This window comes from Pseudomonas sp. W5-36 (genome assembly GCF_046540455.1).
Classification (GTDB): Bacteria; Pseudomonadota; Gammaproteobacteria; order Pseudomonadales; family Pseudomonadaceae; genus Aquipseudomonas; species Aquipseudomonas graminis_B.
On the sequence record NZ_JAXCIQ010000014.1, the window covers coordinates 21,785 to 35,059 of the forward strand.

Consider the following 13,275-nt stretch of genomic DNA (forward strand, 5'->3'; position numbering starts at 1 on the left):
CGAAGGGCTGTGATGGCGCATTTGCACCGCTTCATCTGGTGCATTCGCACCGACCCTCGCCGACACGGCTGCACTAAGCTGCAGCACTAAGCTTTTGCCAGCCGGTCGGATAGCGTGGAGCGCCCGGCTGACCGAAGCCCGACCGCATTGAGACGTCAGGAGAGCAAGCATGTCAGAGGCCATCCTCGCCAGAGAAACCAACCGCCGCCAGTTGCAGCAGATCATCTCGGGTCTGTCGGACGGGGTGATGCTGGTGGAGGTCGATCAGACCATCATCTGGGCCAACGAAGCGGCGCTGCTGATGCACGGGGTCGAGGAGATTAGCGAACTGGGCGCCAACGGCGAGGCTTATCGGGAGAAGTTCTCCCTGCGTTATCGCAATAATCACCCGCTAGACGTTGATCAATATCCGATCAGCCGCGTGGCGGCAGGTGAGGTGTTCAGCGATGTGCTCATCGAGATCAGCAGGACCGGCGAAGCAGATGAGCGCAGCTGGGTGCATCGCGTTCGCAGCATGGTGCTCGAAGACAGCACCGGCTCACCTGAATCGCTGGTGCTGATTCTGGCCGACGCCACGGAGTGGGCCGGCGCCGAGCAGCGTTTCGAGAAAACCTTCAATGCCAATCCCGCTCCCGCCGTCATTTGCCGCCTGAGCGACCTGCGCTTCATCAAGGTCAATCAGGGCTTTCTGGAAATGACCGGGCACTCGCGGGAGGACGTCATTGGCCGCTCGGTCTACGAGGTGGACGTGCTGGAAAACGCCGAGCGCAAGGACCTCGCCATCGAGCGACTGAATCAGGGCGCGACCATCCCGCAGATGCAGGCCGAGCTGAAGCTGCCGGAGGGCGGTACCAAACTGGTCATCGTCGCCGGGCAGCCGCTGGACATGAACGAAGAAGATTGCATGCTGTTCTCGTTCACTGACCTTGAGCCCAGACGCAAAGCCGAAACCGCACTGCGCCAGAGCGAAGAGCGGTTTGCCAAGGCATTCAGGCTGACACCGGTGCCCACGCTGGTGTGCACGGCGGATCGGCAACAGATCGTCGAAGCCAACGAGGCTTTCTTCAACACCTTGGGCTACACACCCCAGGAGCTGATCGGCCGGACAGTTGCCGAGCTGGGCTTCATCGAAGATGGCGCTGTGATGGACGGGCTGTTCAACGTTCTGGAAACCAACGGTCGCGTCGACGGGCTCGATCTGAAGGTCCGCAAGAAAGGCAGCGAGTCGATGGATTGCGTGCTGGCCGCTGACACCGTGACCATTCAAGACAATGCCTGCTACCTCTTCGTGCTGATGGACATCACCGAGCGCAAGCGATCCGAGCTTGAGCTGGTCGAGGCCATTGAGACGGTGATGCAGGACGCCTCGTGGTTCAGTCAGACGCTGATCGAAAAGCTGGCCAATGCCAAGCGTGTCAATGCCCGGCATCTGCCCAGCGCCTCGTTCACCGACCTCACCGCTCGCGAGCGGGATGTACTGGGGCTGATCTGTGAAGGGCTGGCGGACAAGGAAATCGCTGCGCGATTGAACCTGGCGCTCAACACCATTCGTAACCACGTCGCGACGGTGTATTCAAAGCTCGACGTGCACAGCCGGGCGGAAGCCATCGTCTGGGCGAGGGAGCGAAACCTGTTCGCCAGTCAGGGCAACAGCAAACGCTGAGTGGTGCGCCAGTGGGGCGGGGGCGTAGTCACCTTCATGGGGTGACGGCCGGGTTTTACGCTAGGGGTGTGGCTGACCCATACGGGTCAGCGAGAATCACTGAAACTCAGCCCTAGGGGCAAGAGAGGTTCATGGCCTGACCAGCCTGATCAATACGCCGCGCGGTAGATTTTCTCGATGTCGGCGGCGGTCAGCTTCCGTGGATTGTTGCGCATCAGGCGTTCGATCCTGCTGGCCTCCTCGGCCATCGCGGGAATGGCGTCTTCGGGCACGTTGAAGCTGCGCAGCCCGGACGGGATTTCCACCGCTGCGCACAAGTCGACCATTGCTTTGACTGCCAGGTCTGCGGCGTCCCTGTCGCTCAAGTGCGCGACGCGAATCCCCATCGCATCGGCGATGTCGCGCATCCGTTCGACGCAGGCCAGCTTGTTCCACTCCATCACATACGGCAGCAACAGCGCGTTGCTCACGCCATGAGCGATGTTGAACCGCCCTCCCAATGGATACGCCAACGCATGCACTGCGCCAACCCCGGCATTACCGAACGCCATGCCGGCCATGAGGCTGGCGGTGGCCATGTCTTCTCGCGCTTGCAGGCTTGAAGGATTGGCGTAGGCCTTGGGCAACGCCTTGACGATCAGTTTGATGGCGCCCAGCGCGATGGCGTCGGTGATCGGCGAGGCATTGACTGAAAGGTAGGCTTCGATGGCATGAACCAGGGCGTCCACCCCACTGGCTGCCGTGACGCTGCGCGGACAGGTCAGAGTCATCAATGGGCTGACCAGCGCAACGTCGGGTAACAGGTAATCGCTGACGATGCCTTTTTTCAGCTGTGCCTGCTTGTCTGAAAAGATCGCCACGTTGGTGACTTCCGAACCGGTGCCTGCGGTGGTCGGGATGGCAATCAGCGGGGGGCCTTTGCGTTTGACCAGATCAACGCCGAACAACTCGGCCAGAGGCCCTTCGTGACTCGCGAACGCGGCGACGCCTTTGGCGATGTCGATGGCACTGCCGCCGCCCACACCGATCAGGCCGTCGTGACCGCCCTCTCGGTAGGCCCGGGTGCAGTCCTCGACGATAGAGATTTCGGGCTCGGGTTTGACCCGATCAAACAGGCCATAACGACGGCCGCCCAATTGCGCCAGTGCGAGGTCGACCGTTCCGGACTTAACCAGTATCGCGTCGGTGACGATGAGCGGGTTTTGGACGTTGAGCCGGGTCAGCTCGGCGGACAACTGCTCAATCGCGGCGGGGCCGGTGATCAGTTTGTTGGCGATCTTGAAAGCAGAAACACTCATCGGGCTCGTCCTTTATGTTGCTGTTGGAGCCGTGGCTCTTTTACAAGGCAGGATTGGCATGCGCTGAGTCAAACATAGACCGGATCGTGCGGGGCGTCAGTTTTGTGGTGCGGGAAGATCCCTCGGTGTGCGCTATCAATCTGCGGTGTGCCACCTGACGTCTTCCCGGCTAAAGCCGGTCCTACCATTCTCGTTTCAGCCAGTTCCTCCGGTGGGTTTTGATCACTCCACCGCCGTGCGCAGTTTCTCGCTCCGGCCGCGCAGCCATTCCAGCACCAGCAGCAGCACCACGGAGAATCCGATGAGCAGGGTTGCCGCGGCTGCGATGGTCGGGCTGAGGTTTTCGCGGATGCCGCTGAACATCTGCCGGGGCAAGGTCGCCTGGCCCGGACCGGCGAGAAACAGCGTGACGACCACTTCATCGAACGAGGTCGCGAAAGCAAACAGCGCTCCGGAGATCACCCCCGGCGCAATCAGCGGCAGGGTCACACGCCGAAACGCCGTCGTCGGCGAAGCACCCAGGCTGGCCGCTGCGCGCACCAGGTTGTAATTGAAGCCCTGCAACGTGGCAGACACGGTGATGATCACAAACGGCACACCCAATACGGCGTGCACCAGGATCAGCGAGATATAGCTATTGCCCAGACCCAGCGGGGCAAAAAACAGGTAACTCGCCACCCCGACAATCACCACCGGGACCACCATCGGCGAAATCACCAGCGCCATCACCAGCGCCTTGCCAGGGAAGTTACTGCGCGTCAGCCCGATGGCCGCCAACGTCCCGAAACCCATCGCCAGCACCGTGGCAGCCGGAGCGACAATCAGGCTGTTCTTCAGCGCGCGCATCCACTCGGCCGAGCCGAAAAAGTCCTGATACCAGTGCAGCGAAAAGCCCTGCAGCGGGTAGACCAGAAAACTCCCGGAGTTGAACGACAGCGGCACGATCACCAGCACCGGCAGCACCAGAAACAACAAAATCAACCCGCATAACGTGCGCAGCGTGTAATGCCAGACCCGCTCGATCGGCGAGGAATAAGGGCTCAACATGGTCGTTCTCCTCAGCTCAGACGCAGGCGGCTGGCGCCGACCAGCCAGTTGTAGATCAGGTACAGCACAACGGTCGCCAGCAGCAGCAACCCGCCCAGCGCCGTCGCCATGCCCCAGTTGATGCTGGTATTGGTGTAGAACGCCACGAAATAACTGACCATCTGATCGTTCGGGCTGCCGAGCAGCGCCGGGGTGATGTAGTAGCCGATGGCAAGGATGAACACCAACAGACAGCCCGCGCCCACACCGGCGTAGGTCTGCGGGAAGTACACGCGCCAGAAACTGGCGAACGGGTTGCAGCCCAGGGAGATCGCCGCGCGCATGTAGGTCGGCGAGATGCCTTTCATCACGCTGTAGATAGGCAGGATCATGAACGGCAGCATGATGTGCACCATCGAGATGTAAACACCGACCCGGTTGAACACCAGTTCCAGCGGTTTATCGATGATGCCCATGGCCATCAGCGCGCCATTGATCAGGCCGCTCGATTGCAGCAACACGATCCAGGCGGCGACTCGCACCAGGATCGACGTCCAGAACGGCAGCAGGACCAGAATCATCAACAGGTTGCTCTGCCGCGCAGGCAGATTGGCCAACAGGTACGCCAGCGGGTAGGCCAGCAGCAGGCAGATCACGGTGATCACCAGGCCCATCCAGAAGGTGCGGGCAAAGATGTCCATGTAAATCGCCTGATCGGGTGTGGCCGGTGCCAGTTCACCGAGGTCATCGATGCGGTGGTCGACAGCGGCCAGCAGGTAATAGGGGGTGAAACTTGAGGTGTTGCGGCGGATCGCCTGCCAATACGCGGGATCGCCCCAGCGTTCATCGATGGCTTCCAGGGCCTCTTTATAAGAAGCCGGCTCTTCCTTGAATGGCATGGCGCGGGCCGTTTTCGCCAACAGGCTGCGGTAGCCCGCCAGCTCTTGGTTCAAGCGTTTGGACAGATCGCCCAGGGTCTGATTCTTGCGCGCTTCGGCCAGGTCCTGGCTCGCGGCTTTGTAGACCGCGTCAGGCGGCAGCCCCTTGCCGTCCCATTTCGCCACTTCCACCACCGTGAGCGGCATGCCACCCACCACTTCCGGGTTACTGACGCTTTTGTAGAGCAGCGCCGCAATCGGCACGAGAAACACCAGCAGCAGGAAGATCACCAATGGCGCGATCAACGCCTGAGCCTTCCAACGATTGACGCGCTCGGCACGGGCCAGGCGTTGCTTCAGGGTCGGGCTGGCGCCTTCAGTCAGGGGCACGGCGGTGGCCATAGTGAACTCCGAAATCTCTCAACAAAGAGCGCGTCCCCTGCTCTGCTTTCAGACAGTTCAGACGACGCACCCGGATCTAACTCACAACCAAGTGCTTACTGGGCAGTGCGCTTATTTGGCGGCCCAAGAGTTGAAGCGCTGTTCCAGCGACTCACCGAAGTCGGCCCAGAATTTCACGTCGATCTGCACCTGATCCTTGATGTTCTCAGGGGTGGTCGGCATATTTTTCAGGGTTTCAGCACTCAGCAACGGGACCGCACCGGTGTTGGCCGGGCCGTAAGCGATGTTTTCGGAATAGGTTTTTTGCTGCTCTGGCTTGAGGGAGTAAGCGATGAACTTCTTCGCTTCTTCAGCGTTTTTCGCGCCCTTCGGAATGGCCCATGCGTCGAAGTCATACACGCCGCCGGTCCAGACCACTTTCAAGTTGCTCTCTTTCTGCACGGCAGCGATCCGACCGTTGTAGGCCGAGCTCATCACGACGTCGCCCGACTGCAGATACTGAGGCGGCTGTGCGCCTGCTTCCCACCACTGAATGCTTGGCTTGAGCTTGTCGAGCATCTTGAAGGCGCGATCCTGGCCTTCCTTGGTCCCTAGCACCTTGTAGACGTCTTTCGGCGCAACGCCGTCAGCCATCAGCGCGAATTCCAGGGTGTATTTGGCGCCCTTGCGCAGGCCACGCTTGCCCGGGAATTTCTCGGTGTCCCAGAAATCAGCCCAGCCGGTCGGTGCGGATTTCAGCTTGTCGGCGTTGTAGGCCAGCACGGTGGACCAGACGAAAAAGCCCACGCCGCACTCGGAAATTGCGCCCTTTACGTAGTTGTCTTTGTTGCCGAGATCGACCGACGCCAGCGACTCGAACATGTCTTCGTCACAGCCGCGGGACAGCTCTGGCGATTCCACTTCAACCAGATCCCAGGTCACGCTCTTGGTGTCGACCATGGCTTTGACCTTGGCCATCTCACCGTTGTACTCGCCCGCGATGATCTTGCCGTTGCCGGCCTTTTCCCACGGCGCGTAGAAGGCCTTTTCCTGGGCCGCCTTGTTCGCGCCACCGAAGGAAATGACCGTCAGGTCCGCTGCCATGGCTTGCGCGGCGCACATCATGCCGACCGATAAGGCGGTGAGCTTCAATGTCTTGAGCATCAGTTTTTCTCTCCACGAACAATGTTGGTTAAGCGATGGGGGCGATTGGCTCGCCTCTGGGTTCTTCGGTTGACGCGTCACGCGGGTGTATCAATGTGCATCCAGCAACGGGTCCAGGGCGCGCGCGTGCTCGACCTGCCATCCAATGGGCACGACATCGCCAACGCTCAACGCCGGATCAAGCTCGGCGATGGGCTGCTTGACGAAGAAATCGGTTTTCCCGGCCACTTCCAGACGCACCCGCACGTGGTCGCCCAGGTAGATGAATTCGGCAACGCGGCCGGAGAAGCGGTTGACGCAACTCTCGCTGCGGCCGTTGAGGTTCACGCGCTCGGGACGAATGGAAAGCGTGACCGGGCTCCCGGTGGCACCGACGTTGATCGCCAGCGCTTCGACTTTTTCGCCGCGCGCCAGGCCCACCACGCAGCGGTCGCCGCTCTGGCTGAGCAAGGTGCCGCTGATGCGGTTGTTCTCGCCGATGAAGTTGGCGACGAAGGTGTTTTTCGGCTCTTCGTAGAGGGTGCGCGGTGGGGCGATCTGCTGGATTTCGCCCTGATGGAACACCGCGACGCGGTCCGACATCGTCAGCGCTTCGCCCTGATCGTGGGTGACGTAGACGACGGTCACGCCCAGGCGCTGGTGCAGGTGCTTGATCTCCATCTGCATGTGTTCGCGCAGCTGTTTGTCGAGTGCCCCGAGGGGTTCGTCCATCAGCACCAGCTGCGGTTCGAACACCAGCGCCCGGGCCAGCGCGACACGTTGCTGCTGACCACCCGACAGCTGCGCGGGGTAACGATGGGCGAAGGTGCCGAGCTGCACCATGTCGAGGGCGCGTTTGACCTTTTCGGCCACGTCGGTCTTGCTCATGCCGCGCACCGACAGCGGAAACGCCAGGTTTTCAGCGACGGTCATGTGCGGGAACAGCGCGTAATTCTGGAACACCATGCCGATGTCGCGCTTGTGCGGCGGCACGTTGTTGATCGAACGGCCGGCCAGCAGGATCTCGCCAGCAGTCGGTGTCTCGAAGCCGGCGAGCATCATCAGGCTGGTGGTTTTGCCGGAACCGGATGGCCCGAGCAGGGTGAGGAATTCGCCTTTGCAAATATCCAGGTTGAGGTCTTTGACGATCAGGGCTTCGCCGTCGTAGCTCTTTTGCACACCGCGAAAGCTGACCAGAACATCACTCGCCCCAGCGCTTGAATCGACGTTGCTCATTGCCCACACCTTTGTTTGATCCACCGTAGGGATCAAGCCTAGATGAGGCTGAAGGCCACGCAAATCGGGGCGTGAGAGAGAATGGCCTAGGTGGGATGGAAGGTTTCGGGTAGGGATTGCCCTACAGGGATGGCGGGGATAGGTACGCTGCCTGAAAGTAATTCGGCGCTTGAAATAGCGTCTTCGCGAGCGAGCTCGCTCCTACAAGGGATTGCGGTCATTTTGCCGGAGCGCACCTGGCCACGAGGGCGTTAATAAAGGTCTTCTGACTGGTCGTTTTCAGACCGGTGATCTCAGACCAGCTTGTGCTCCATCGCATACTTCACCAGCTCGGCCAGCGAGTTGATTTTCAGCTTTTGCATCAGGCGCGCCTTGTGGGTACTGATGGTCTTACTGCTCAGCGCCAGTTGCTGGGCGATGTCGTTGACGTTGGCGCCCTGGGCCAGGCGTTCGAACACTGAAAACTCGCGTTCGGACAACAATGAGTGCAACGGCCGGCTGTCCGTGAGCCCGACTTCAAACACCATGCGATCAGCCAGGTCCGGGTCGATATAGCGCCCGCCTGCGGCCACTCGCCGGATCGCTGTCAGCAGCAACGCGGGGTCGCTGTCTTTGGTGGCGTACCCGGCGGCGCCGACCTTCAGGGCCCGCGCGGCCATTTGCGCCTCATCGTGCATCGACAGCACCAGAATGGCAGGGGGATTGCTCAGCGCGCGGATTCGCGGGATCGCCTCCAGGCCGTTGACCCCTGGCATGGAGATATCCAGCAGCACGACTTCGCACGGGATGTGACGCAACGCCTCCAGCAACTGCTCGCCATTGCCGGCCTCCCCGACCACTTGCAGATCCTTTGCCAGGCCGATCAGCTGTTTGATGCCCTCTCGGACAATCGTGTGATCTTCGGCAACCAATACGCGAATCAATGCACGTGCTCCTCAGCGATCGGGTCCAGCGGAATGTGGATGCGCAAGGTTGTGCCTTCTCCGGGCAAGGTGTCCAGATGCAATTGCCCGCCCATGATCAGAACCCGCTCGCGCATGCCCACCAGTCCGAACGAGGCCGGACGCTCGGCGCCCAGATCGAAGCCCTTGCCGTCATCGGCGATGCGCAGGCACAGCACGCTGTCGCTCAGCGTCAGGCTCAGCTCGACCGTGTGCGCTTCGGCGTGGCGCATGACGTTGGTCAGCGACTCCTGAAGGATGCGGAACAGCCCGATGGCCGTTGCATCCGGAAGGCTCGGCAGATTGTCCGGCACCTGCACCAGGCAGGGGATCTGGGTGCGCGCTTCAAAGCGTCGGGCCTGCCACTCAATGGCCGAGGCAATGCCTGCATCGAGAATCGGTGGTCGCAGCGCGGTCGCCACGTCCCTCACCAACTGGAACAACTGAGCAATCAGGCGCTTCATGCTGTTCAAGCGATCCCGCAGGCCAGGGTCGAGATCAGCGTAGGCCAGTTCACACATGGACGTTTCGAGCTTGAGCACGGTCAGCATCTGACCCAGCTCGTCGTGAACCTCCCTGGCGATGCGCGCCTTTTCTTCTTCGCGCACGGTTTCAAGGTGCGCCGACAGCTCGCGCAACTGCTCGGCCAGCACCTGCAAGCGCGCTTCACTTTCTTGCAGCGCGGCCAGGGAACGGCGCCGGTCGGTCACATCGGTGATGAACACCACCAGATACTCGGAATCGCGAAAGCGCAGAAAGCTCAGCGACACATCGGCAGGCAGGATGCTGCCATCGGCGCGCACGCAATTGCTTTCGTAGTTCTGCGGCCCTTCCTCGCTGGAGCGAGCGGTTTTCCACAGATTGAGCCAGCGATCCATGTTCAGCCCCGGCTCGAAATCAATCAGCGGCCGGTCCACCACCCCACCCGGCGCATAACCCAGCATGGTTTCGGCGGCCTGATTGGCGTAGCGCACATGGCTGTCCCAGTTGACCCAGAGAATGCCGACGGTGCTCTGATCGATGGAGAACTGCGCCAGCCGCAATGCCTCCTCCCCTGCCAGTCGCTTGGCAATGTCATCCCGCGCAGTGAGCAGCTGCTTCTCCAGTTGCTGCTGTTGTTTGCGCTGCCAGTAAACAATCGCCGCGCTGGCCAGGAGCAGGACCAACAGCAGCAGCGCGATGTTCTTCCACAGCCCCGGCGATTCACTGATCTGCGGGTATTTGGGCTGCAGCCACTGTGTGTGCAACTGCTCGAGATCCCGGGCCGGAATGGAGCTCAATGCCTGGCTGATGATTTCGGCGAGCTGCGGCGTGTCCCTTCGGGATGCCACGCGCAGCAACTGCGGAAAGCCGATGTCACCGACCACGGCAAGCCCGACAAACTCGGCCTCGCGGGACAAACGGCTGAGCTGCGCTTCATCAATGACCGCGTAGCGCGCCTGCTGGCTGAGCAAGAGCTGCAAAGCCTGACGTTCCAGAGGCACGCCTTGCAGATTGAGGTGAGTGTAATTGCTGCGCAGGTAGTCAGCCGTGGTGCTAGGCATGCGCACGGCAACGCGCACCTGGCTGTCGAGCTTTTCCAGATCCACCGCGCCGGCGCCGTCACGTTCGCCGACGATCAACTGCGGCACGCGCATGTACGGATCGGAATACAGCCACAGGCGCAAGCCGGCAGGCGTCTGGGTCAGGCCCGGGGCGAAGTCGATCTGCCCATCGGCGAGGGCTTTTTCAAGCTCGGCCTGATCGGCATAGCTGCGCCACAGCAGCTCCACCCGGAGGGTCTTTGCCATGAGATTGATGAGGTCGACGTTGGCGCCGGATAACTGCTGGGCGCGACGATCGAGCTGGGCGTAGGGTGTTTGCAGGACGAGCCCGACGCGCAATGGCCCGCGCTGGGTCAGCCATTCCCGCTGCTCGCGGCTCAAGGGGTCGGCCTGGGTGGGTGAGGCGACGGCATGGTGCGACATCGGCAGCACGATCAGCATCAGGCCGATCAAGAGCGCGCGGGTATCGCCGATAACCCGAAGGCACAGCGCACGGATTCTCAAACTGTCGTCTCCATTTCTCTGAATTCCATGCCGATCATGCGCTGTGCCTGTCGCTCGCTGAAGCGCGGCGATTGCCTGGCCTGACAAACAGCCGTCAACCCATTAGTCTGCCGGAATTGTTTCCGGCCTTTGGAATACTCGATGCCCTACACCCTTCGCGCACTATTTCCTGCGCTGTGCCTGACACTGATACTACCTTGCTCGCCGCTCGTCATGGCCGCGGACCCGGCGCCGGATAAAGACGCCAAGTCGGCTGAAGCGCCGGTCGAGCGGGCCGCATTGCCGTCACGCACCGAAGAAGACACCCTGGCGCTTGAGCGTCAGGTGCCGCAGGTCGAGCAACAGCAATTGCAGGCGGGCGACGAGACCTTTCTGGCGTTGTGGAAACCGGCGAACGTCGATGAGCCCAAAGGCGCAGTGATCATCGTGCCGGGCGCCGATGAGTCAGCGGATTGGCCGATTGCGGTCGCACCGCTGCGGCGCAAGCTGCCGGACGTCGGGTGGTCCAGCCTCAGTCTGAGCATGCCGGACGCTCACAACGACGGTATTTTTGCCCGTGCGGCGGATGCCCCGGCAGCGGCGGGTGGCGGCGATAAAGCCAAAGACGCTGCGGTGAAAGCCCCCGACCCTGCGGCCACAGCCGAAGCGGAAGCTGCAGCGGCTGCCGAGCAGGCATCTGCCCAGGCGGAAGTGGCCAAGGCCAACGCCGAGAAAATCTTCGCCAGGATCGACAGCGCCGTGGCGTTCGCCCAGCAGAACAAGGCCCGCAGCATCGTCCTCCTCGGCCATGGCAGCGGCGCTTACTGGGCAGCGCGATACATGAGCGAGCGCCCCTCGCCGGCTATTCAACGCTTGGTCATGGTCACGGCCGTGGACACCGGAAAGGAAACGCCAGGGCTGATGGAGCTGCTGCCGACGCTGAAAGTCCCGACAGCAGACTTCGTCAACAAGGATCGTCCGGTGCCACGTCAGCAGGCACAAGACCGACTGGACGTTAGCAAACGAACTAAAAACGCTCGATTTACCCAAGTGGCGTTGAGTGCGATTCCCGGGAATCCGGCGATGGAGCAGGATCAACTGTTTCGCCGCGTCCGGGGTTGGCTGGAAGGGGACGCAGCAAAGTAGCGATTACCGCCTTCGACGCTGCCCGTGGGCGGGGCAGCCTTCAAAAGGAAGCGTCAGCGGAACCCGCGCCGATCGCGAATCACTGCATAGGCATGATGCAGCTCGCGGGTTTTCTCGGTGGCATCACGGACCTGTAGTTGATTGGCGCCACTGCCGGCGATCTTGTCCGGGTGGTGACGACTCAGCAATCGACGGTAGGCGCGCTTGATCTGCGCAGGTTCGGCATCCGCTTTCACCCCCAACAGACGCAACGCGTCCTGAAACTCGCCGCCACTGCTGGCGGGAGCGCCCCTCGAACGTTGTTCGTCTTCGGTCGATGACAACCCTTCGACTTTGCCCGCAGCCCAGCCCAGCCATTTGCCCCACAGCACGATCAACTCGCGTTCGGTGCGCGACGCCCTGCCATCCGCCCACGCCATGCGCCAACAGGCGCGCAACAAACCTTCTGCCGCGTGGGGCTGGCTTTTCAGGCGCGTGAGGTGGACGCGCAAATTGTCGCGCCCGTCCTTGCCCCGATTGAACGCCTGAATCGCCCGCCGTTGCGCCGCGTCGCTGAGGTCCAGTCGGCGCATTTCAACGCGCGCCTGCTGTATATGCCCGTCGACCACCCGACCTTCGCTCTTCGCCAGACGACCCAGCAGAATGAAAATGAGCTCGTCATCGCGCGGTACGGTGCGGCCGCTGGCACGCTCGCGCATCTCCGCCCAGCTCCGGAAATGCAGCCGCCGATCAAGCGCCTGTCCCAGAAGTGCACCGAGCATGGCACCCGGAATGCTGGCAATCAGATACCCGACGCCACCGCCGACCACCGTGAATGGCCACAGCATCTAGGGCTTCACCGCAAGCATCTGCTCGACTTCGGCCAGTCGCTCATGGGTACCGACATCCACCCAGCGGCCGGCAAAACGTTCGCCGGTCACCAGGCCTATCGCCATGGCGTCACGCAATAAGGGCGCCAGCTTGAATGCGCCCCCGCTGCATTTCGCGAAGAGTTGCGGGTGCAGGACCGCGATGCCGCTGTAGGTCAGGCGCGGCCGAGCTGCGTCGTCGTGCACCTGCCCGTCGACCAACGCGAAATCGCCCGCGGGGTGATGCGGCGGATTGTCCACCAGCACCAGATGGGCAAGCCCTTTGAGCGGTTTCGTCAATGAACTGAAATCGAAGTCGACCCAGATGTCACCGTTGACGACGATAAAAGGCTCGTCGCCCAGCAGCGGCAGCGCACGGAAGATCCCGCCGCCCGTCTCAAGGGGCTCGCCCTCAGGGGAGTAACGGATATTCAAACCCCACAGGCGACCGTCGCCGAGATGATCTTCGATGTGCTGGCCCAACCACGCATGGTTGATCACAACGTCTTCAACGCCGGCCGCTTTGATCGCGCGCAAGTGGTATTCAATCAGTGGAACGCCGCCGGCTCGCACCAGCGGTTTGGGCGTGTGCAGGGTCAACGGGCGCAGGCGCTCGCCTTTGCCCGCCGCCAGAATCATCGCTTTCATGCGGCCCTCATCAAGACAATCTTCACGTGCAGTCCCTCTT

At 61.7% G+C, this 13,275-nt stretch carries 11 protein-coding genes; 2 read left to right on the forward strand and 9 right to left on the reverse strand.

The genetic code is table 11. The features are described 5' to 3' along the window. The first annotated feature begins 169 nt into the window (after window positions 1–169). A complete protein-coding gene (locus SLW74_RS20115; RefSeq protein WP_410929879.1) occupies window positions 170–1,663 on the forward strand; it encodes a helix-turn-helix transcriptional regulator in 1,494 nt (497 codons plus the stop codon). A 149-nt stretch (window positions 1,664–1,812) separates the two neighbouring features. Here SLW74_RS20115 and SLW74_RS20120 read toward each other — a convergent pair whose 3' ends face one another. The 7 genes from SLW74_RS20120 to SLW74_RS20150 all read right to left on the reverse strand — a co-directional run bounded on the left by SLW74_RS20120 (window position 1,813) and on the right by SLW74_RS20150 (window position 10,533). Beyond that, window positions 1,813–2,961: an iron-containing alcohol dehydrogenase gene (locus tag SLW74_RS20120; RefSeq protein ID WP_410929880.1), complete on the reverse strand. Its 1,149-nt coding sequence runs from the start codon at window positions 2,959–2,961 to the stop codon at window positions 1,813–1,815. Window positions 2,962–3,183: 222 nt separating this feature from the next. After that, window positions 3,184–4,008 carry an ABC transporter permease gene (locus tag SLW74_RS20125; RefSeq protein ID WP_065991348.1) on the reverse strand — a complete coding sequence of 275 codons (825 nt, stop codon included), beginning with the start codon at window positions 4,006–4,008 and terminating at the stop codon, window positions 3,184–3,186. 11 nt (window positions 4,009–4,019) lie between these two features. Further along, window positions 4,020–5,267, reverse strand: a complete 1,248-nt coding sequence (locus SLW74_RS20130; protein ID WP_065991347.1) for an ABC transporter permease — start codon at window positions 5,265–5,267, stop codon at window positions 4,020–4,022. A gap of 111 nt (window positions 5,268–5,378) precedes the next feature. Continuing rightward, a complete protein-coding gene (locus tag SLW74_RS20135; protein ID WP_192134871.1) occupies window positions 5,379–6,410 on the reverse strand; it encodes a polyamine ABC transporter substrate-binding protein in 1,032 nt (343 codons plus the stop codon). 90 nt (window positions 6,411–6,500) lie between these two features. After that, window positions 6,501–7,625, reverse strand: a complete 1,125-nt coding sequence (locus SLW74_RS20140) for an ABC transporter ATP-binding protein (protein ID WP_065991345.1) — start codon at window positions 7,623–7,625, stop codon at window positions 6,501–6,503. A gap of 293 nt (window positions 7,626–7,918) precedes the next feature. Further along, window positions 7,919–8,548, reverse strand: a complete 630-nt coding sequence (locus SLW74_RS20145) for a response regulator transcription factor (protein ID WP_065991344.1) — start codon at window positions 8,546–8,548, stop codon at window positions 7,919–7,921. Beyond that, on the reverse strand, window positions 8,545–10,533 hold the full coding sequence (locus tag SLW74_RS20150; protein ID WP_410929937.1) for a histidine kinase: 1,989 nt from the start codon (window positions 10,531–10,533) through the stop codon (window positions 8,545–8,547). The genes SLW74_RS20145 and SLW74_RS20150 overlap by 4 nt, the downstream gene beginning before the upstream one ends. A gap of 222 nt (window positions 10,534–10,755) precedes the next feature. Here SLW74_RS20150 and SLW74_RS20155 point away from each other — a divergent pair, with 222 nt between their 5' ends. Beyond that, on the forward strand, window positions 10,756–11,739 hold the full coding sequence (locus SLW74_RS20155; protein ID WP_410929881.1) for an alpha/beta hydrolase family protein: 984 nt from the start codon (window positions 10,756–10,758) through the stop codon (window positions 11,737–11,739). Between the two features lie 53 nt (window positions 11,740–11,792). On the opposite strand, the gene SLW74_RS20160 is transcribed toward SLW74_RS20155, so the two are convergent. After that, window positions 11,793–12,566 (reverse strand): DnaJ domain-containing protein, encoded by a 774-nt coding sequence (locus SLW74_RS20160; RefSeq protein WP_410929882.1) that lies wholly within the window; start codon window positions 12,564–12,566, stop codon window positions 11,793–11,795. Further along, on the reverse strand, window positions 12,567–13,235 hold the full coding sequence (gene murU / locus SLW74_RS20165; RefSeq protein WP_410929883.1) for an N-acetylmuramate alpha-1-phosphate uridylyltransferase MurU: 669 nt from the start codon (window positions 13,233–13,235) through the stop codon (window positions 12,567–12,569). Window positions 13,236–13,275 lie beyond the last annotated feature (40 nt).